The organism is Mesorhizobium sp. P3_A8, assembly GCF_056402995.1.
This window is the reverse complement of record NZ_JBFUGI010000002.1, coordinates 85,819-105,200: the sequence shown is the minus strand read 5'-3', so window position 1 is coordinate 105,200 and position 19,382 is coordinate 85,819. Positions and strand designations below refer to the sequence as shown.

The 19,382-nt window shown below is 63.2% G+C and carries 17 protein-coding genes; 12 read left to right on the top strand and 5 right to left on the bottom strand.

The window, feature by feature from the left end; genetic code table 11:
* Nucleotides 1–62 precede the first annotated feature (62 nt).
* Together AC1DX4_RS04555 and AC1DX4_RS04550 are read right to left on the bottom strand one after the other, a co-directional pair.
* Nucleotides 63–2,048, bottom strand: a complete 1,986-nt coding sequence (locus AC1DX4_RS04555; protein ID WP_477219201.1) for a TadE/TadG family type IV pilus assembly protein — start codon at nucleotides 2,046–2,048, stop codon at nucleotides 63–65.
* Nucleotides 2,049–2,245: 197 nt separating this feature from the next.
* Complete coding sequence (locus tag AC1DX4_RS04550) at nucleotides 2,246–2,581, bottom strand: hypothetical protein (protein WP_477219800.1); 336 nt, start codon at nucleotides 2,579–2,581, stop codon at nucleotides 2,246–2,248.
* Nucleotides 2,582–2,584: 3 nt separating this feature from the next.
* On the opposite strand from AC1DX4_RS04550, the gene AC1DX4_RS04545 reads away from it, so the two are divergent.
* Together AC1DX4_RS04545 and AC1DX4_RS04540 are read left to right on the top strand one after the other, a co-directional pair.
* Entirely contained in the window at nucleotides 2,585–3,445 is an 861-nt protein-coding gene (locus AC1DX4_RS04545; protein ID WP_477219200.1) for a TIGR01459 family HAD-type hydrolase, read from the top strand.
* A 6-nt stretch (nucleotides 3,446–3,451) separates the two neighbouring features.
* A complete protein-coding gene (locus AC1DX4_RS04540; RefSeq protein WP_477219199.1) occupies nucleotides 3,452–4,432 on the top strand; it encodes a bifunctional riboflavin kinase/FAD synthetase in 981 nt (326 codons plus the stop codon).
* A 1-nt stretch (nucleotide 4,433) separates the two neighbouring features.
* Here AC1DX4_RS04540 and AC1DX4_RS04535 read toward each other — a convergent pair whose 3' ends face one another.
* Complete coding sequence (locus AC1DX4_RS04535) at nucleotides 4,434–4,988, bottom strand: HdeD family acid-resistance protein (RefSeq protein ID WP_477219198.1); 555 nt, start codon at nucleotides 4,986–4,988, stop codon at nucleotides 4,434–4,436.
* A 136-nt stretch (nucleotides 4,989–5,124) separates the two neighbouring features.
* Between AC1DX4_RS04535 and AC1DX4_RS04530 the strand changes: the two genes are divergently transcribed.
* From AC1DX4_RS04530 to AC1DX4_RS04520, 3 genes are all read left to right on the top strand, one after another.
* Nucleotides 5,125–6,681, top strand: a complete 1,557-nt coding sequence (locus tag AC1DX4_RS04530) for an acid phosphatase (protein ID WP_477219197.1) — start codon at nucleotides 5,125–5,127, stop codon at nucleotides 6,679–6,681.
* Nucleotides 6,682–6,704: 23 nt separating this feature from the next.
* A complete protein-coding gene (locus AC1DX4_RS04525) occupies nucleotides 6,705–6,917 on the top strand; it encodes a hypothetical protein (RefSeq protein ID WP_477219196.1) in 213 nt (70 codons plus the stop codon).
* Between the two features lie 130 nt (nucleotides 6,918–7,047).
* Nucleotides 7,048–7,857 (top strand): MipA/OmpV family protein, encoded by an 810-nt coding sequence (locus AC1DX4_RS04520; RefSeq protein WP_477219195.1) that lies wholly within the window; start codon nucleotides 7,048–7,050, stop codon nucleotides 7,855–7,857.
* Here AC1DX4_RS04520 and AC1DX4_RS04515 read toward each other — a convergent pair.
* Nucleotides 7,833–8,042: a hypothetical protein gene (locus AC1DX4_RS04515; protein WP_477219194.1), complete on the bottom strand. Its 210-nt coding sequence runs from the start codon at nucleotides 8,040–8,042 to the stop codon at nucleotides 7,833–7,835. The genes AC1DX4_RS04520 and AC1DX4_RS04515 overlap by 25 nt on opposite strands.
* 43 nt (nucleotides 8,043–8,085) lie before the next feature.
* Here AC1DX4_RS04515 and ileS point away from each other — a divergent pair, with 43 nt between their 5' ends.
* Nucleotides 8,086–11,049, top strand: coding sequence for an isoleucine--tRNA ligase (ileS, locus tag AC1DX4_RS04510; protein ID WP_477219193.1), 2,964 nt, complete (start codon nucleotides 8,086–8,088; stop codon nucleotides 11,047–11,049).
* Between the two features lie 362 nt (nucleotides 11,050–11,411).
* Complete coding sequence (locus AC1DX4_RS04505) at nucleotides 11,412–12,089, top strand: hypothetical protein (RefSeq protein WP_477219192.1); 678 nt, start codon at nucleotides 11,412–11,414, stop codon at nucleotides 12,087–12,089.
* An 18-nt stretch (nucleotides 12,090–12,107) separates the two neighbouring features.
* Here the strand turns inward: AC1DX4_RS04505 and AC1DX4_RS04500 are convergent, their stop codons facing one another.
* A complete protein-coding gene (locus AC1DX4_RS04500; RefSeq protein WP_477219770.1) occupies nucleotides 12,108–12,557 on the bottom strand; it encodes a nucleoside deaminase in 450 nt (149 codons plus the stop codon).
* Between the two features lie 400 nt (nucleotides 12,558–12,957).
* Here AC1DX4_RS04500 and AC1DX4_RS04495 point away from each other — a divergent pair, with 400 nt between their 5' ends.
* The 5 genes from AC1DX4_RS04495 (at nucleotide 12,958) to AC1DX4_RS04475 (ending at nucleotide 19,346) form a co-directional block, all read left to right on the top strand.
* Nucleotides 12,958–15,060, top strand: a complete 2,103-nt coding sequence (locus tag AC1DX4_RS04495; protein WP_477219191.1) for a pseudouridine synthase — start codon at nucleotides 12,958–12,960, stop codon at nucleotides 15,058–15,060.
* Nucleotides 15,057–15,611 (top strand): 16S rRNA (guanine(966)-N(2))-methyltransferase RsmD, encoded by a 555-nt coding sequence (rsmD, locus tag AC1DX4_RS04490; protein WP_477219190.1) that lies wholly within the window; start codon nucleotides 15,057–15,059, stop codon nucleotides 15,609–15,611. The genes AC1DX4_RS04495 and rsmD overlap by 4 nt, the downstream gene beginning before the upstream one ends.
* Before the next feature lie 101 nt (nucleotides 15,612–15,712).
* Nucleotides 15,713–17,101: a M16 family metallopeptidase gene (locus AC1DX4_RS04485; protein WP_477219189.1), complete on the top strand. Its 1,389-nt coding sequence runs from the start codon at nucleotides 15,713–15,715 to the stop codon at nucleotides 17,099–17,101.
* 2 nt (nucleotides 17,102–17,103) lie between these two features.
* On the top strand, nucleotides 17,104–18,480 hold the full coding sequence (locus AC1DX4_RS04480) for a M16 family metallopeptidase (RefSeq protein WP_477219188.1): 1,377 nt from the start codon (nucleotides 17,104–17,106) through the stop codon (nucleotides 18,478–18,480).
* On the top strand, nucleotides 18,477–19,346 hold the full coding sequence (locus tag AC1DX4_RS04475) for a patatin-like phospholipase family protein (RefSeq protein ID WP_477219187.1): 870 nt from the start codon (nucleotides 18,477–18,479) through the stop codon (nucleotides 19,344–19,346). Before AC1DX4_RS04480 ends, AC1DX4_RS04475 begins: the two co-directional genes overlap by 4 nt.
* The last annotated feature ends 36 nt before the right edge of the window (nucleotides 19,347–19,382 follow it).

The following is a 19,382-nucleotide window of genomic DNA, read 5'->3' as shown; positions in this document are numbered from 1 at the left end:
CGACATGCATAAAAACAAGGACCTAAAGCACGTCGCATGAGACCGTATTGAAGCGACGTGCTTTAGCCGACCACCCGCAGGTTCGACAGTTCGTTGCCGATTTCCTTGAAATCGTTCGACAGGCTGGCGCCGGTCGCATTCCAGAACAGTTTGACCGGCTTGGTCGGGTCCGTGGGATCCTTGCGGAAGCGCGAGTCCGACGAGCAGGATTTCAGCGCATCGATCGCCAGCTTGTCGCTGGCCTTGGTCGTCGACAGGTCGAGCGCCACCGTCATCACCATGATGTTGGCTGCCTTGGCGTTGTTGCAAAGCGTTGCCATTTGCTCGTTGAGTGCGTTCGTATAGTTGCCGTTCGAGTAGTCGAACTGACCGATGGCGCTCGATGTGCCCATGAACATGCGGCCGACCGAGGTGCCGTTATAGCCGGGGTTGAGATAGCCGTAGGACGCATAGGTCGATTTCGAGTTGGCGGGATCTAAGTAGCCCAGCGAGGACGGCGTATAGTAGGTGTTGGCGCCGTCGGTCAGCACGATCACCACCTTGTCGTTGCCTTTTTCCGTTTCCAGGCGCCCTTGCGTGAACGGTTCGCCGCTGGAAACCACCCGCCAGCCCCACGCCATGCCCTCGGGAACATTGGTGCCGCCATTCGGCTGCATCAGGTCGATCGCGGCTTTGATTGCGGTGGCCCCATCGGCGACGCTGACATCGGTCAGCGGTGTGATTGCACCGGTGGTGCAGCTGTAGTTCGGGCCGTTGCCGGCGGGCAGCGCCGGCGCATCGATCGGCCGCGGCTGGAAATATTTGGCCATGTTGCGCAGCCGTGATTGGCCGCTGCTGCTCGAAGGATCGTCATTCCACCAGCTGTTCACCGCGCCATAGGTCACCGGGGCGGCTTCGTCGGGATCCTGGGTGAGCTTCCAGTGATTGCCAGGTTCATCCGGGGCGAACATCGGCACGAACATCGTTGCCGGATCGCCGACGCCTATGCCGGTGTTGGCCGAGCCGCCGGATGGCGGGGTGTCGTTGACATTGTAGGGGTAGGGCCGGGCCTCCACACAGCCCTGCCAGCTGGCGAACGGACCGTAGGAATCGATGTAGTCATATTCGTCGTGGCTGCGTTTGCAGGTGTTGTTCGAATTGTACTCGTCGCAAACCACGCGCTTGCTGTTGATGACACGCTCATGGTTGGTGACCACCTTCATGTCGCGGTAGAGCGAAAACCGGGTCAGCGTCTGGCCTTCCTCGCTGCCCCAGCCGGTGCCGCGCTTATACCAGATGCCGTTGGTTTGCTGGGCGTATTTGTTGGCCGCGTTGAGCGTCGACCAGTCGAAATTCTCGTTCGACACCGGCGACAGGCCCTCTGTGTCCATCCACGACGCGTTGCCATTGCCGGAGCCGACATTGACCGAAGCGGCAAAGGGCACCAGGCCGAATTGCACCGGCTTGTCGACCTGCTTGACCATGACCGCCTGCGCGGCCAGCGTGTCGACCAGTTGCTTGGACGCAGTCTTGAGAAGATCGATGCGCTTTTGCCCCGAGCCTGTGCCCAGCGTGGTCATCGATCCGGAATTGTCGAGCACCAGGGCAACTTCCAGCGTGTTCTTCAGCCGCACCTGGGAGGTGACGTTGAAGTTGATCCTTTGGTTCGCATCGGTTGCGGATTTGCCGACGAGTTGGGCGAAGGCAGGATAGAAATAGGGCTTGTAGGCAAGCTGCGCCGTCATCGTCAGCAGGCCGCCGCCGCTGGTGTTGCTGGGCAAGGTGACGTTGAGCGTCGCGCTGGCGGGATCGACATCGTTCAGGTTGGCGTTGAAGAAGTCGAGCGCATAGGCTCTCAGCTGGTCGTCGGTCGCGCCTTCCGTCAGCCGGCGCGCCGTGGCGAAGTTGGCAGCGTCGAGCGCATTCGTCACCATCTGCTTTTCACGGTTCATTTCCGTGAAGTCGACGGCAATCGCCAGGCCGCCCATCAGCGGCACCATCGCCACAACAGTCATAAGAGCATAGTTGCCACGTCTGTCGCGGCGGAACTGGCGCCAAAGTTCATGCATGTCTTGCAGCGGCCCCCGCCGGCGGATTCTCGATTGGCGCCAACTTTCCACAAAACGCTGAAGGACGGGTTTGGGAAACCGCTCTATTGCTTGGTGGGCGCTTCACCAACCGCTAACCAATGCAAGGCAGCGGCCGCGATGCGGTTCAAAACAAAACGCCCTGCCGGGGCAGGGCGTTCATATGCGAGATCGGTGGATCAGCTGACGATGCGCAGGTTGGACAGTTCGTTGCCGATCGCCTTGAAATCGTCGGACAGCGTTGCTCCGGTTGAATTCCAGAACAGTTTCAGCGGTTTGCTGGGATCGGTTGGATCCTTGCTGAAGCGGGAATCCGAAGAGCAGGCCTTCAGCGCATCCATCTGTGTTTTTTCCGCCGTCTTGGATGGAGCCGCCACTTCACGCGCGTTAACCAAACACTGCCCAGTCACGGCTTTTGGCGAAAGCTGGTGACAGCATGGACTGGTTCGGATAATTCGAACCGGCTGCGGCGAACCGTCGGCCGCAGCACTCGCAACGCCCAAAGTGAAGGACACGGCATGGCGGATTCGCCTGAAATCGTCGGCTCGCTCGAAGACGTCTCGAAGACCTATTCGGCAATTCTTTGCGATGTCTGGGGCGTGGTGCACAATGGCGAATGGCATTTTCCGGCGGCCGCGGCGGCGCTGGCCAAGGCAAGGGCAGCCGGTATTCCCGTTGTCCTCATCACCAATTCGCCCCGCCGCAGCGCCGATGTCGTCGCTCAAATGAGCGCAATCGGCGTTCCTCCGTCAACCTACGACCGTGTGGTGACCTCGGGTGACGTGACCCGTGACCTGATCGCGGAAGGCCCGCGAAAGGTCTTCCACATTGGCGCAGAGCGCGATCTGACCCTCTATGACGGTCTCGATGTCGAACTTGTCGAGGAATTCGAGGCCACCGGCGTCGTCTGCACCGGGTTTTTCAACGACGAGGTCGAGAAGCCTGAGGATTATGCGGACCTTTTGCGCCGATTGCGGGCCAGGAACCTGCCGTTCATCTGCGCCAATCCCGATATCATGGTGGAGCGCGGCGAACGCACCATCTGGTGCGCCGGCGCCCTGGCGCGCGACTATGCCCAGCTCGGCGGCCGCACGCTGATCGCCGGAAAGCCCTACGCGCCTGTCTATGATGTCGCGATGAAGGAGGTGGCGGAGGTCCTTGGTCGGCCGGTAGAGCGTTCTCAGGTGTTGGCCATCGGCGATGGCGTCATGACCGATGTGAAGGGCGCGGCCGACAATGGTTTCGACGTTCTCTATGTCTCTGGCGGCATTCATGCCCGCGACTATGGCGACCCGTTGCGGCCGGATCCGGCAAGGCTCGGGCTCTTCCTGGAACGGCACGGCTATCGTCCGGTGGCCGTCATGGTCAGACTGCAGTAGGTGTCAATGGCAGCCTTCCAGCATCTCTCGGCAACCGCGCCGCTGCCCGCTGATCTGCGTGGCGGTGTTGTCGCGATCGGCAATTTCGATGGCGTCCACCGTGGTCATCAGGCGGTGCTCGAACGGGCGTTGGCCGAGGCTGTGCGGCGTGACGTGCCGGCCCTGGTGCTGAGCTTCGAACCGCACCCGCGAAAGGTCTTCAGGCCCGACATGCCGTTGTTCGTGCTGACGCCGCCGCAGATGAAGGCGCGGCTCTTGTCTTTGCTGGGCTTTGCCGCGCTCGTCGAGCAGCCGTTTACGCGCGACTTCGCCTCGCTGTCGGCGGAAGCTTTCGTCACCGATGTGCTGGAGAGGACACTCGGCATTACCCACGCCATAACCGGTTTCGATTTCCATTTCGGCAAGGACCGCCAGGGCGGGCCGGCCTATCTGATGGCTGCCGGCGAACGCCATGGCTTCGGCGTCACGCTTGTCGACGCTTTTCGCGACGAGGGCGCCGAGGTGGTTTCGTCAAGCCGGATCCGGGCTCTGCTCTGCGATGGCGAGGTGGCCGAGGCCGCCGGTCTGCTCGGCTATCGCTTCACGGTGGAAAGCGAGGTCGTCGGCGGCCAGCAGCTTGGACGAACGCTCGGCTTTCCCACAGCGAATATGAGGCTTCCCGCGGAAGCCACCCTCAAGGAGGGCATCTATGCCGTTCGCTTTCGGCGCGCCGACGGCACGCTGCATGATGGCGTCGCCTCCTTCGGCCGCCGCCCGACCGTCGACGACAATGGCGCACCGTTGCTGGAAACCTTCGTCTTCGATTTTTCCGGCGATCTCTATGGCGAGACCTGCGAGGTCTCGTTCTTCGGCTTCCTGCGCAGCGAGATCAAATTCGACGGGCTCGATGCGCTGGTCATGCAGATGAAGCGCGACGAAGAAGAGGCGCGGGCGCTGCTTGCCGGCGTCCAGCCGCTCTCCGACCTAGACGCTGCCGTCGCGTTTTGAGCTACTTTTTCAGTGCCAGGCCGACGGCGATAAAGGTCCAGCCCTGGAAGATCAGGTCGATCGCCAGGAACATCCCGAGCACCCACAGGCTGTTGACCGGCCAACCCATGGCGATGATCAGGCCAGCAATCACGCTGATGACGCCCGCCGCGACGATCCAGCCCCAGCCGCGTTCCGGACGGTGACTGTAGCCGACCCAGGCCCGCAGCGCGCCGGAGGCGACGAGCGCAACGGCCAGCAGGAAGGTCAGCGCCGCCGAGGCCAGCAGCGGATTGTCGAAAGCGAAAAATCCGGCGACCGCATAAAGCAATCCGCTGAGCAGCCAGTAGAAGAAGCGGCTCCAGGTCTTGACGCCGAAAGCATGCATAATCTCGATGATGCCGGCCACCAGCATCAGCCAGCCGACGACATAGACGGAAGCCACCGTGGCGATGAACAGATTGCCGAAGGCAATGCCGCCGAGGATCAGCAGCAACACGCCCAGACCGACAAACCATCCCCACTTTGCTCGCGTCTGGCCGATCGCGTTCTTCAATGCATCGCCGTGCAAGGTCATGATCCATCTCCCTCCACATCTGGCCGCGCATCCTGCGGTTGAAGGAAGGTAATCCCAATGGCACTACCCGTCCAGCGCGGTGGCTATTGCAAAGGCGCGTCGAAGCTGGTGTCATCCCCCTTTGCACCAGGGAGGTATGACAATGCAGCGATCCCATCGGCTCGCCCTGTTTTCCTCAACTCTCGCCCTGCTCGCTGCCACCGCAGCTTTCGCATTCGCAGCGCAGCCCGGCGATCCGCCGGATGGCATCACCAAGATAGAAACGGTGGTCGTCATCTTCGCCGAGAACCGCGCCTTCGACAATCTCTATGGCCATTTTCCCGGTGCCGAAGGCATCGACAAAGCCAGCCAGGAAAGCCTACAGCAGCGCGACCGTGACGGCTCGGTGCTGTCCGAACTGCCGCCGGTGTGGGACGGGCTGACCGCCAAGGGCGTCACGCCGCCGGTGACGCAGGCGATGACCGAGCACCTTCCAAACGCGCCGTTCACCGTGAACGACGCGAAGGGCTTCAACGTGCCGCTCGGCGTCACAACGCGCGATCTCTGGCATCGCTACTACCAGAACCAGATGCAGATCAACGGCGGCAAGAACGACATGTTCGTTGCCTGGGCCGATTCAGGTGCCATGCCGATGAGCAATTGGGACGCTTCCAAGACCGACATGTGGTCGGTCGCGCAGAAATACGTGCTGGCCGATCATTTCTTCATGGGTGGGTTCGGCGGCTCGTTTTTCAACCACCAATGGCTGATCTGCGCTTGCGCACCTTACTACGCCGATGCCGACAAGAGCCCGGCCAAACCGTCGATTTCGGTGACGGATGATAGCGGCACAGCGCTGAAGATCGCCGACAATTCGCCGAAATCGGCGCGCGACGGCATTCCGAAATTTGTCTCCGATGGCAATCTGACGCCGGACTTCCACGCGGTGAACACGATGCAGCCGCCTTACCAACCGAGCGGCACCGATCCGGCGCCTGGCGGCGATCCGCTCCTTGCGGATCCGGCCAAGCCCACCACGCTGCCGCCCCAGACGGAGCCGACTATCGGCGACATGCTTAGCCTCAAGCACATCACCTGGGCATGGTATTCGGGCGCCTGGCAGTACACGCTCGACCACGGCAACAACTCGCCGATTCCGAATTTCCAGTACCACCACCAACCGTTTAACTATTATGCCAATTACGCGCCGGGCACCGCTGCCAGGCGCGAACATTTGCGCGACGGCGGGCTGGGCGGCGTTAGCTTCATCCAGGCGATCGACGACGGCGCCCTGCCACAGGTCTCCTTCTACAAGCCACAGGGTAATCTCAACGAGCATTCCGGCTATGCCGACATCGAGGCCGGAGATCGCCATATCGCCGACGTCGTCGCCCATCTGGAGAAAAGCCCGCAATGGCCGCATATGCTGGTCGTCGTCACCTATGACGAGAATGGCGGCATCTGGGATCACGTCGCTCCGCCCAAGGGCGACCGCTGGGGGCCGGGCACACGCATCCCCGCCATCATCGTTTCGCCCTTCGCCAAGCACGGCTATGTCGATCAGACGCCCTATGACACGACTTCGATCCTGCGCTTCATCACCGAGCGCTTCGAACTGCCGGTGCTGCACGGCATCGTGGTTCGCGACAGGGCCGTCGCCGCGCACGGCGAACCGCCACTCGGCGATCTTACCGCCGGGCTCGATCTCAATTGAAGGCCCGTGTCCGCAGGAAAACGATGAACGTTGACAGGATCGTCGCCCTTGTCACCGCTGCCGGCATCGAGCTTATTGACCGCCGCCGCAACGCCAAGGGCGACGGCTGGTCGCTAAGCTTTGCCAACGGTGCAACGGTGGAGGTGGGTGACGACGGATCGGCGCGCATTGCCGGCAAGGGCAGCAAGACCGTGAGAGGGCTGCTGGACTTGCCGACCGCGCCGCGCCGCGCCTGATCCGGCGCGGCCGGACACTAGGTTGGCCGACGCAACTGTGACGGATGTTAAGTCAAATTTTACCGAACTGGCGTCATGGCTTGAGCGATGCCGGGTGTTCGTTCCGGCGTGTTTCGCGTAAGGGGTATCGATGCGTATTGTCCGAGCGATTCCGCTGCTTCTGACTGCCTCCTTGTTGGGCGCCTCCGCGGCCGAGGCCGGTGACGGCGCTTTCGGCTGGCTGTCCGGCGACTGGTATCTGACGGTCGGCGCCACCGGCCTTGTGGCGCCGAATTTCGAGGGCGGCAAGAAATACATGCTCAGCGCCCAGCCCATCATCTCCTTGGGCAAGGCCGGTCCCCAGGCCCGCTTCACCTCGCGTAACGACAACATTTCGCTGGCGCTGGTCGATGATGGCGGCGTCCGCGCCGGCCTGACCGGCAAGTTCCTGTTCTCGCGCGATGACAGCAATGCCGACGAACTCAAGGGCCTCGATCCGGTCCGCTGGGGTGGCGAAGTCGGCGGCTTCTTCGAATTCTATCCGACGGACTGGCTACGCGCGCGTGCCGAATTGCGGCATGGCATTCGTGCCCATAATGGCTTTGTCGCCGATATCGCCGCCGACGCCTTCTACGACGTGACGCCAACCGTCAGGATTTCGGGTGGCCCACGCGTGTCTTTCGCCTCGGCCAACTATTTCGTTGCCTATTATGGCGTCAATGCACAGGAAGCCGTGGCCTCGGGTCTCAGCCAATACAATCCCGGTGGCGGCCTGAAATCCGTCGGCCTCGGCGGCGCGGTGACCTGGAAGGTGACCGATCCGATGACCGCCAGCCTGTTCGGCGAATATTCGCGCCTCGAGGGTCCGGCAGCCGATTCCAGCCTGGTCAGGGAGCGCGGCGACCGCAACCAGTTCACTGTCGGTGTGTCGACCACCTACCGTTTCGACTTCACGATGTGAGCGATTCGACGCTTTATTCCTGCCGCCGCATCGGCTAAAAGCCCGGTGATGACGCACTTTATCGGCGCTTTCGCGATTGCGATACGAATTATGAGCCCGGTGTTCCGGGCGGCCTGAGCGCCGCCGGAGCCGCCGGGAATGTTGCGCGCGGCCTCTCGCGCTTTTTCCAAATCATGATAGTTCAACGCCCGAGCTCCTTTGCCGCCGGGCAATGCACATGGCAGACCAATGACCGATACCGCTGAAACGATCGACTATTCCAAGACGCTTTACCTGCCGCAGACGGATTTCCCGATGCGCGCCGGCTTGCCCGAGAAGGAGCCGGTGCTGGTCAAGCGCTGGCAGGACATGGACCTCTACCGCAAGCTGCGCGAGAGTGCCGCCGGCCGCACGAAATACGTGCTGCATGATGGCCCGCCCTACGCAAACGGCAACATCCATATCGGCCATGCGCTGAACAAGATCCTCAAGGATGTCATCACCCGCTCGTTCCAGATGCGCGGCTATGATTCCAACTACGTGCCCGGCTGGGACTGCCACGGCCTGCCGATCGAATGGAAGATCGAGGAGCAGTACCGCGCCAAGGGCAAGAACAAGGACGAAGTGCCGGTCAACGAATTCCGCAAGGAATGCCGTGACTTCGCCGCGCACTGGATCTCGGTGCAGGGCGGTGAGTTCCAGCGGCTCGGCGTCGTTGGCGACTTCAAGAACCCCTATACGACGATGGCCTTCCATGCCGAGTCGCGCATCGCCGGCGAATTGCTGAAATTCGCCATGTCGGGCCAGCTCTATCGCGGCTCGAAGCCGGTGATGTGGAGCGTCGTCGAGCGCACAGCGCTGGCCGAGGCCGAGATCGAGTATCAGGATTACGAGTCGGATACGATCTGGGTAAAATTTCCCGTCGCCAGCCTGGTCCGCCCGATCGATGACGGTGAGGCCAAACTGACGGAGGGCGCTCTCGATCTGCTGCAGGCGCATGTCGTCATCTGGACGACGACTCCGTGGACGATCCCTGGCAACCGCGCCGTCAACTATTCGCCGCGCATCAGCTATGGCCTCTACGAGGTTACGGCTGCCGAGAATGCCTTTGGCCCGCAGCCGGGCGAAAAACTGATCTTCGCCGATGCATTGGCTGAGGATTCTTCGGCCAAGGCCAAGGTGACCTTGAATCGCCTTCGCAGTGTTTCAGCGCAAGAGCTTGGAAGCCTTACGCTTTCGCACCCCTTCAAGGGCCTCGGCGGCGGCTATGAGTTTCCGGTGCCGATGCTCGCCGGCGACCACGTCACCGATGACGCGGGTACCGGTTTCGTCCATACGGCTCCCGGCCATGGCCGCGAGGACTTTGATGCCTGGATGGATGCGGGGGCGGATCTGCGCGCGCGCGGTATCGATGCGGCCATTCCCTTCACTGTCGACGATGCCGGCTTTCTGACCAAGGATGCACCGGGCTTTGGCCCGGACCGTGAGGGTGGAGCCGCGCGCGTCATCGATGACAACGGCAAGAAGGGCAACGCCAACCAGGCCGTCATCGACGAGCTGATCAAGCGCAACGCCTTGTTCGCGCGTGGCCGCCTGAAGCATTCTTATCCGCATTCCTGGCGATCGAAGAAGCCGGTCATCTTCCGCAACACGCCGCAATGGTTCGTCTACATGGACAAGGACCTCGGCGACGGCACGACGCTGCGCAGCCGTGCGTTGAAGGCCATCGACGACACGCGCTTCGTGCCGGCTGCCGGTCAGAACCGCATTCGCGCGATGATCGAGGAACGCCCCGACTGGGTGCTGTCGCGCCAGCGCGCCTGGGGTGTGCCGATCGCCATCTTCGCCGACGAGGACGGCAACGTGCTGAAGGACGAGGCGGTCAACCAGCGCATCATGGACGCTTTCGAGGAAGAGGGGGCCGATGCCTGGTTCGCCGCCGGCGCCAAGGAGCGTTTCCTCGGCAATCACGATGCCTCCAAGTGGAAGCAGGTGATGGACATCCTCGACGTCTGGTTCGATTCGGGCTCGACGCATGTCTTCACGCTCGAAGACCGTCCGGATCTGAAGTGGCCGGCCGACGTCTATCTGGAAGGCTCGGACCAGCATCGCGGCTGGTTCCACTCCTCGCTGCTCGAAAGCTGCGGCACCAGGGGCAGGGCGCCTTACGACACCGTCGTCACCCATGGTTTCACCATGGACGAGGACGGGCGCAAGATGTCGAAGTCGCTCGGCAACACCGTCGTGCCGCAGGACGTCATCAAGCAGTCCGGCGCCGACATCCTGCGGCTGTGGGTGGTGACGACGGACTATTGGGAAGACCAGCGGCTCGGCAAGAACGTGCTGCAGACCAACATCGACGCCTACCGCAAGCTGCGCAACACCATCCGCTGGATGCTGGGCACGCTCGCCCATGACGATGGCGAGGAGGTGCCGCTGGAAGCGATGCCGGAGCTGGAACGGTTGATGCTGCATCGGCTGGCTGAACTGAACGAAGTCGTGCGCTCTGGCTACGATGCCTTCGAGTTCAAGCGCGTCACCCGCACGCTTCTTGACTTCATGGTCGTCGAGCTGTCGGCCTTCTATTTCGACATCCGCAAGGACGCGCTCTACTGCGACGCGCCGTCGAGCCTGAAGCGCAAGGCCTCGGTGCAGGTGGTGCGCCATCTCTTCGAGTGCCTGGTGAAATGGCTGGCGCCAATGCTGCCCTTCACCATGGAAGAGGCCTGGCTCGACCGGCATCCCGATGCGGTGTCGGTGCATCTCGACCAGTTCCCGGAAATCCCGGCGGACTGGAAGAATGAGGCGCTGGCGGAGAAATGGCGCAAGGTGCGGCAGGTGCGCCGCGTCGTCACCGGCGCGCTCGAGATCGCTCGTGCCCAGAAGGTGATCGGCTCCTCGCTGGAGGCGGTGCCGGTCGTCACCATCAACGACGCAGCGCTCGAAGCGGCGATATCGGACGTCGACATGGCCGAGATGGCGATCACCAGCGATCTCGTCATTGCCCATGGCCAGGCGCCGGGATCAGCCTTCACCCTCGACGACGTCAAGGGCGTCGCCGTGGTGGTCGAGAAGGCCGAGGACCGCGGCCTGGTCAAATGCGCGCGTTCCTGGCGCTACACGGCCGATGTCGGGCAGGATCTCGCGTTTCCCGATGTTTCGGCGCGCGATGCCGCCGTGCTGCACGAACTAAAGGCGCTCGGCCGGCTTTAGGTGCATGTCGCCCAAAAGTGTGCTGCGGTTTTGGGAAAACGACATGCACCCTATCAATAGTGCATGTCGCCCAAAAGTGTGCTGCGGTTTTGGGAAAACGACATGCACCCTATCAATAGTGCATGTCGCCCAAAAGTGTGCCGCGGTTTTGGGAAAACGATATGCACCGGAAATAGTGCACAAATGCCACGCCGGGCGGTGCAAATCCGCCCGTGCGTTGCCCTTAACGAGTGGTTGAGGTAAACACGCGAAACTCCGGAAGACAAATTGTCGCCGGATTTCCGTCGCAAGTGCTTGGATGATGKGGACCGGACCTTGGGCCGGTGGCGATCGAGAGGCTGTCTAGAGTGGGACTTTTTGGCATGACCGAGAGATATAATGCGCGCCTTGCGCTGCTGGCGCCGCTTGTCGCATCGGGCCTCGCTTTGTCCGGCTGCATGGGCTCTCCGACCTACGGAACAGACAAGACCGCCAGCGAACAGTTGGTCGGCGATCTCACCGGCGCCGTTTCCTTCGCGCCAAAGCGCAGGGACCCGATCGACTACAAGCCGCGCCCCACCTTGGTGAAGCCCGCTCCTGGACAGAAGGAAGCGCTGCCTGCACCGCAGGACAGCATCCAGTCGGCAAGCGCCGAGTGGCCCGAATCGCCCGAGCAGCGTCGCGCGCGGCTGCGCGCCGACGCCACCGCCCACCAGAATGATCCGAGCTATCAGTCGGAAATCGTCGACGATGTGCAGAGCGATCCGGCATCGGTCAAGAAGGCGATGGCGGAATCAGGTTCCAGTCACCCGCCGGCTTGGACCCCCGCGGACTCCGACAAGGGCCGCGCTGCCGAAATTCAGCGCCGTCTTGCGGACGCTAAGCAGGGCGACCCCAACACTCGCAAATATCTGAGCGAGCCGCCGTTGGCCTACCGTGTCGCGTCCGACACAGCGCCGCAGAACGTTCTCGGCGAGGACGAGTACAAGAAGGAACGCCGCCTGAAGAAAGAGGCGGAAGGCAAGAAGAGCGGCTGGTTCGACTGGCTGCCGTCGCTGTAAGAACGGCCATGGCGCGGTTCAGTCGCGCCGTTCCTTGAAAAAATCCTTCAGCAGCAGGGCCGCTTCGGTCTCGCCCATGCCCGGATAGATGTCGGGCGTATGGTGGCAGGTCGGCGAGGCGAAGAAGCGCACGCCATTGACCACCGCACCGCCCTTTTCGTCGGCGGCGCCGAAGTAGAGACGGCGCAGCCTGGCGAAGGAAATGGCGCCGGCGCACATGGCGCAAGGTTCCAGCGTTACATAGAGATCGTGGCCGGTCAGCCGTTCAGCCGAGAGTTTTCCGCAGGCTTCGCGGATGACCAGCATCTCTGCATGCGCCGTTGGATCGGCAAGCTCGCGGGTGCGGTTGCCGGCTTTTGCAACGACTGTGTTGCCCGTGGCGATGACAGCGCCGACCGGCACTTCGCCACGCAAGGCTGCCGCTTCGGCCTCCTTTAGCGCCAATGCCATGAAATCAGGCCGCTTCACGCGGTTTCCATTCCGATTATCACCTCGCCACTCCTGGCTTTTGGTTTTCGTTTGTCTTCCCGGAAAAACCAGTCGCCACTTTTCGCTGATAAACTCTGATGATCCTGTTTTTCCGGAAAAACCAGTCGCCACTTTTCGCTGATAAACTCTGATGATCCTGTTTTTCCGGAAAAACCAGTCGCCACTTTTCGCTGATAAACTCTGATGATCCTGTTTTTCCGGGAAAACCGGGTTCCACTTTTCCCTGACAAACTCCGGCGATCCTGTTATTGAGCGCATCAACCCGAAAATCGGACTCGATTTTCGGAAAAGATCATGCGCCAAATCAAAGTGCACCAGCGTTCGTTGCGCGCCCGTAAGGATGCGCCACGCTGTAGCAGCGCAAACGGACAAAGGCCACATGGACGACAACGACAAGAAATCTCCGCGCCAAAAAGGCCCGGGCAAGAAACCTGCGGCTCCGCGAGGCGAGAGGGGCGGCAAGCCGTCCTTCGGTGCGAAGAAGCCTTATACCCCACGCGGCGACCGGCCGATGGCCGCCGATGGCGAGCGTCCGAAGCGCGACTTCAAGGGCGGCGACAAGCCATTCAGCAAAGGCCCGCGTAAGCCCTATGCGCCACGCGGCGACCGTCCGGTAGCAGCTGAGGGCGAGCGCAAGCCCTATGAAAAGCGTGAAGGACCGCGCAAGCCCTATGCACCGCGCGGCGACCGTCCGGTAGCCGCTGAGGGCGAGCGCAAGCCGTATGAAAAACGCGAAGGACCGCGCAAGCCCTATGCGCCGCGTGGCGACCGTCCGATGGCGGCCGAAGGCGAGCGCAAGCCGTATGAAAAACGCGAAGGACCGCGCAAGCCCTATGCGCCGCGTGGCGACCGTCCGATGGCGGCCGAAGGCGAGCGCAAGCCGTATGAGAAGCGCGAAGGACCGCGCAAGCCCTATGCGCCGCGTGGCGACCGTCCGGTTGCCGCCTCAGTGGAGGGCGGTGAAAAGCGCTTCGACCGTCCCAAGCGTGATTTTGGCGATCGTCCGAAGCGTGACTTCGCTGACCGGCCCAAGCGCGACTTCGGCAGCGACAGACCCAAGCGTGACTTCAGCGATCGGCCCCAAGGCGCATCAGCCGGCTTCAAGCCGCGCCCGCGTCCAGCCGAGGCGGCGGAAGAGGCTGGCGAACGCATCGCCAAGCGGCTGGCGCGCGCCGGGCTTGCCTCGCGCCGCGACGCTGAGGAACTGATCGCCGCCGGCCGCGTCAAGGTCAATGGCCGCGCTTTGACTTCACCGGCCTTCAACGTCATGCCGAGCGATATCATCCATCTCGATGGCATGGAAATCCCGCCGATCGAGCGCACGCGCCTGTTCCTGTTCCACAAGCCGGCCGGCGTCGTCACCACCAACCGTGATCCCGAAGGCCGCAAGACAGTCTTCGACGTGTTGCCCGCCGAACTGCCGCGGCTGATGACCATCGGCCGGCTCGACATCAACACCGAGGGCCTGCTGCTGCTGACCAATGATGGTGGCCTGTCGCGCGTGCTCGAATTGCCGGCCACCGGCTGGCTGCGCCGTTACCGCGTGCGCGTCCACGGCAAGGTCGAGGAAAGCGCGCTCGTCGGCTTACGTGAAGGCATTGCCGTCGACGGCGTCTTTTATGGCGCCATCGAAGCGACGCTTGACCGCGAGCAAGGCACCAACGCCTGGCTGACGCTTGGCCTGCGTGAAGGCAAGAACCGCGAGGTCAGGAACATCCTTGGCTCGCTTGGTCTCGATGTGACGCGGCTGATCCGCATCTCTTACGGGCCATTCCAGCTCGACGACCTTGCCGAGGGGCATGTTCAGGAGATCAACGGCAGGGTGCTGCGCGACCAGCTTGGTGAGCGTCTGGTAGAGGAATCCGGCGCCAATTTCGACGCCGAGATCACCAAGCCGTTTTCCAACAAGCCGGTGCGGCGCACTGAAGTTCGCGAGCCGGAACCCGAACGGCCGAAATTCGTCCGCGAGGGCGATCACCGGCCGGTCGGCGAGGGCGGCCTGATCAAGAACCGCAAGCGTAGGGAAGGCAGCCGCGACGAGGCGCTCGGCAAACTGTCGACAAGTCCCGAAAGAAGTGCGCGGCCGGAAAAGAGCTTTGGCGAACGCGGCCCGCGGCCCGAACGTGGCGGTTTTGGCGACAAGCCACGCGGCAGTTTTGGCGACAAACCGCGCGGTGGCTTCGGCGACAAGCCTCGCGGCGGTTCCGGCGGCAAGAAATCCGAACGCGAGCAGCGGCCGATCGAGCCGCCCGGCCAGCGCAAGGCCAATGTCTGGATGGCGCCGGGAGCCCGGCCGATCGGCAAGGGCAGGGCGGAAGCCGACGCCGCCAAGGCGGCCGACGCCAAGGCGCGCAAGGCCTCGTTCAAGCCGTCTTATGGCAAACCGGGTGGCGCAAAGCCGTTCGGCAAGCCGCGTGGCGAACGTCCCGGCGGCGCCGGTGGTGAGCGGCCGCGCGGCCCTAAGGGCCCCCGGACAAGATGAGAATCGTCGGCGGTGAGTTTCGCGGGCGTCCGCTGGCGACGCCGCGCAGCAGCGCCATCCGTCCGACGACCGACCGCACCCGTGAGGCCGTCTTCAACGTGCTGGCGCATCGCTTTGCCGAACGACTGGACGGCGCGCGCGTGCTCGACCTGTTCGCCGGCACAGGCGCGCTTGGTCTGGAAGCGCTGTCGCGCGGCGCTTCCTATGGCGTTTTCATCGAGGAATCGGCCGAAGGCCGTGGCCTGATCCGCGACAATGTCGAGGCCTTCGGCCTGACCGGCCGCACCAAGATCTTTCGCCGTGACGCGACCGGCCTTGGCGAGGCGGGCACGCTGGCGCCGTTCGGCCTCGTCTTCGCCGACCCGCCCTATGGCAAGGGCCTTGGCGAGCGTGCCTTGCAGTCGGCGAAAGCCGGCGGCTGGCTCCGCCCCGGCGCGCTCTGTGTGGTCGAGGAGACGGCGGTGGCTCCCTTCGAGCCTGGCCCTGGCTTTTCCGTGCTGGATGAGCGCAACTATGGCGAAACCATCATCCGCTTCATCGAGGCGGCCTGATCCACCGGCCTCTTTGCCGCCGCGTTTGCCGGCAACAACAATTCACTTTGCTTGTCGCCAGCACCTTGCCTATCGTTCTTTAGAGAAAACCGGAGCCATCGATGACATCCAGGGCTGAATGGCTGCGGACAACACTGCTCGCAACGTCGCTGGCCTTAACGGTCACCGGCCCAGTGCTGGCAGATAGCGCCGTGCCGGCCAACACGAAGCCGGCCGAATTCAAGGTCACGGATTTCCTGCTCGACAACGGCATGGAGGTGGTCGTCATTCCCGACCATCGCGCGCCGATCGTCACCCATATGGTGTGGTACAAGATCGGCAGCGCCGACGAGCCGCCCGGCAAATCCGGCATCGCCCATTTCTTCGAGCATCTGATGTTCAAGGCGACGACCCATCACGCGGCCGGCGAGTTCGACCGCGCCGTCTCCGACATTGGCGGCTCCAACAACGCCTTCACCTCCTACGACTACACCGCCTTCCACGAGACGGTGGCGCCCTCGGCGCTCGAGTTGATGATGAGTTTTGAAGCCGACCGCATGCGCAACCTCATCCTCACCGATGACGTCATCAAGACCGAGCGCGATGTCATCCTCGAGGAGCGCCGCTCGCGCATCGACAACAACCCGCAGGCGGTGCTCGACGAGGAAGTCGATGCGACGCTGTGGCAGAACCAGCCCTACCGCATCCCGGTCATCGGCTGGATGCAGGAGATGGAGCAGCTGAACCGCATCGACGCCACCGCCTTCTATGACAAGTACTACCGGCCCAACAACGCCGTGCTGATCGTCGCCGGCGATGTCGAACCGGATACGGTGAAGGCGCTGGCTGAGAAGACCTATGGCAAAGTGGCGCGCGGCCCGGATCTGCCGCCGCGCATCCGCCCGGTCGAGCCGGAGCAGAACACCAAGCGCACCGTCACGCTCACCGACGCCCGCGTCAGCGTACCGAGTTTCTCGACGCAATGGGTGGTGCCGTCCTACCACACCGCAAAGCCCGGTGAGGCCGAAGCGCTCGACCTCTTGGCCGAAATCCTCGGCGGCGGCAACCGCAGCCGGCTCTACCAGGCGCTGGTCGTCCAGCAAGGCATCGCTTCCAGCGCCGGCGCGTTCTTTCAAGGCACCATGCTCGACGACACCAACTTCACCGTCTATGGCGCGCCGCGCGGCGACGCCAAGCTGGCGGACGTCGAGGCCGCGGTCGATGCCGAGGTGGCGCGCATCGTCAGCGGCGGCGTCACATCCGATGAGCTCGAAAAGGCCAAGGACCGCTATATCAGGTCGATGGTCTTTGCCCGCGACAAACAGGACTCCATGGCCGAAATCTATGGCTCGACGCTGGCCACGGGCGGCAATGTGCAGGATGTCCAGCAATGGCCGGATCGGATCCGCAAGGTCACGGCCGACGAGGTCAAGGCCGCCGCCGCGCGCTATCTGGTGCTGGCCCGCTCGACGTCAGGCTACCTCTTGCCGCAGCAACAGGCGGGGAATTGATGATGACGAACTCGCACTGCGGCTCTTTCCATTCTTCCACAAGGGGAGAAGGAAGAACGCGCGCCGCACTGGCAACCCTCTTCCTCTCCATCCTCTTTCTGATCCTGCCCGCACTTGCCGCCCGCGCCATGGACATCCAGTCCGTCACCTCGTCGAAGGGCGTCACCGCCTGGCTGGTGGAGGATTATTCGGTCCCGATCGTCGCCGTCCGTTTCGTCTTCGGCGGCGGCTCGACGCAGGATCCGGTGGGCAAGGAAGGCCTGGCCAATCTGATGACCGGCCTCTTCGACGAGGGCGCTGGCACTCTCGATTCGGAAGCCTTCCAGATCAGGCTCGACGATGCCGGCGCCGAGATGGGCTTCGAAGAGAGCCGCGACGGCATCTACGGCTCCATGCGCATGCTGGCCGAACAGCGCGACGAGGCGTTCGAGCTGTTGCGGCTGGCGGTCAACGAGCCGCGCTTCGACCAGGCGCCGATCGACCGCATCCGCGCCCAGATCCTGTCCGGCATCATCGCCAACGAGAACGATCCCGATACGGTGGCGCAGAGCAAATGGGCGCGCGCCATCTATGGCGACCACCCCTATTCGCGCTCCGACCAGGGCACCAGGCAGAGCGTCGCCGCCATCACGCAGGACGATCTGAAGGCCCTGCACAAGGCGGTGTTCGCACGCAGCGGCCTGCATATCGCCGTGGTCGGCGCCATCGACGCCGAGACGCTGAAGAAGAAGCTGGACATGGTGTTCGGCGACCTGCCGCAGAGCCAGGCGCTCGCCCCGGTCGCCGATGTCGAGCCGAAGCTGGCGCAGCATCTCGAGGTCAATTACGACCTGCCGCAGACCTCGCTGCAGCTCGCCTGGCCGGGCGTGAAGCGCAAATCGGCGGATTTCTTCCCCGCCGTGCTGATGAACGAGATCCTCGGCGGTGGCACCTTCACCTCGCGCCTGTTCCAGGAGGTTCGCGAAAAGCGCGGGCTGGCCTATGGCGTCAATTCCTCATTGGTCAACCAGGACCATGCCGACGCGCTGATCGTCACCACCGGCACGCGTTCCGACCGCGCGGCCGAGACGCTCGGCATCGTGCGCGATGTCGTCAAGCAACTGGCGCAGGACGGCCCGACCGAGGCCGAGCTGGCAGCAACCAAGAAATACCTGATCGGCGCTTATGCCATCAGCAATCTGGACTCTTCGAGCTCCATCGCCGCGACGCTGGTCGAATTGCAGATCGACGATCTCGGCATCGACTACATGCAGCGCCGCGCCGGCTACATCAACGCGGTGACACTCGACCAGGTCAAGGCGGCGGCGAAGAAGCTGCTGACGGCCGAGCCGACCATCATGGTGGTCGGACCGCCGCTGGCCGGGGCCGGCAAGGGATGAGCCCGACCTTCGGCATAGCCTTCGGCGGCGGCGGCGCGCGCGGCCTGGCGCACATCCATGTCATCGAGGCGCTGGACGAGCTCGGCATCAAGCCGGTGGCGATCGCCGGCTCGTCGATCGGCGCCATCATGGGCGCCGGCATGGCCGCCGGCATGACCGGCAGGGATATCCACGACTATGCCCGCTCGATCCTCGGCCGCCGCGCCGAGGTGGCAAGCCGCATGTGGCGCGCACGGCCGGGAACGATCGCCGAAGCCATGCAGAACGGCATCCGGGTCAGCCAGTTCAATGTCGAGCGCATCCTGAAGGCCTTTCTGCCCGAGGCCATTCCCGAAACCTTCGCTGCGCTGAAAATTCCGCTGAAGGTGACCGCGACCGACTATTTCGGCCACAAGCTCGCTGTCTTCGACGAAGGCGATCTGCACTCCGCGCTAGCCGCCTCGGCGGCCATTCCCGCCGTCTTCCGCCCGGTGACGCGCGACGGCCGTCTGTTGATCGACGGCGGCATCTACAACCCCGTGCCGTTTGATCTCATAGAGAACGACGCCGACATCATCATCGGCGTCGACGTGGTCGGGGCGCCGGAAGAAGTCGACCGCAAGCAGCCGACCTCCGTCGACCTGATGTTCGGCGCCACCCAGCTGATGATGCAGTCGATCATCGCCAACAAGCTCAAACAGTGCCAACCCGATATCCTGGTCCGCCCGGCAGTGTCGAAATACCGCGTGCTCGATTTCCTGAAGATCGATGCCTTGATGGCCGACACGGCCGACATCAAGGACGAGCTTAAGCGGCAGGTGGAAAAAGCACTGGAGGCGCGCTCCGGCGCCACCAGGCTCAAGCGCGGCAAGCGCGGTTTGGACTGAATCTTGGGGCGGCCAATGCCTGTGGCCCTGATCCTG

Coding starts and splice junctions, on each gene's coding strand:
- AC1DX4_RS04520 (WP_477219195.1), top strand. CDS start 7,048: ATGCGTATTGTCCGAGCGATTCCGCTGCTTCTGACTGCCTCCTTGTTG.
- AC1DX4_RS04535 (WP_477219198.1), bottom strand. CDS start 4,988: ATGACCTTGCACGGCGATGCATTGAAGAACGCGATCGGCCAGACGCGA.
- AC1DX4_RS04555 (WP_477219201.1), bottom strand. CDS start 2,048: ATGCATGAACTTTGGCGCCAGTTCCGCCGCGACAGACGTGGCAACTAT.
- AC1DX4_RS04495 (WP_477219191.1), top strand. CDS start 12,958: ATGGACGACAACGACAAGAAATCTCCGCGCCAAAAAGGCCCGGGCAAG.
- AC1DX4_RS04540 (WP_477219199.1), top strand. CDS start 3,452: ATGGCAGCCTTCCAGCATCTCTCGGCAACCGCGCCGCTGCCCGCTGAT.
- AC1DX4_RS04475 (WP_477219187.1), top strand. CDS start 18,477: ATGAGCCCGACCTTCGGCATAGCCTTCGGCGGCGGCGGCGCGCGCGGC.
- AC1DX4_RS04480 (WP_477219188.1), top strand. CDS start 17,104: ATGACGAACTCGCACTGCGGCTCTTTCCATTCTTCCACAAGGGGAGAA.
- AC1DX4_RS04485 (WP_477219189.1), top strand. CDS start 15,713: ATGACATCCAGGGCTGAATGGCTGCGGACAACACTGCTCGCAACGTCG.
- AC1DX4_RS04505 (WP_477219192.1), top strand. CDS start 11,412: ATGACCGAGAGATATAATGCGCGCCTTGCGCTGCTGGCGCCGCTTGTC.
- rsmD (WP_477219190.1), top strand. CDS start 15,057: ATGAGAATCGTCGGCGGTGAGTTTCGCGGGCGTCCGCTGGCGACGCCG.
- AC1DX4_RS04525 (WP_477219196.1), top strand. CDS start 6,705: ATGAACGTTGACAGGATCGTCGCCCTTGTCACCGCTGCCGGCATCGAG.
- AC1DX4_RS04530 (WP_477219197.1), top strand. CDS start 5,125: ATGACAATGCAGCGATCCCATCGGCTCGCCCTGTTTTCCTCAACTCTC.
- AC1DX4_RS04545 (WP_477219200.1), top strand. CDS start 2,585: ATGGCGGATTCGCCTGAAATCGTCGGCTCGCTCGAAGACGTCTCGAAG.
- ileS (WP_477219193.1), top strand. CDS start 8,086: ATGACCGATACCGCTGAAACGATCGACTATTCCAAGACGCTTTACCTG.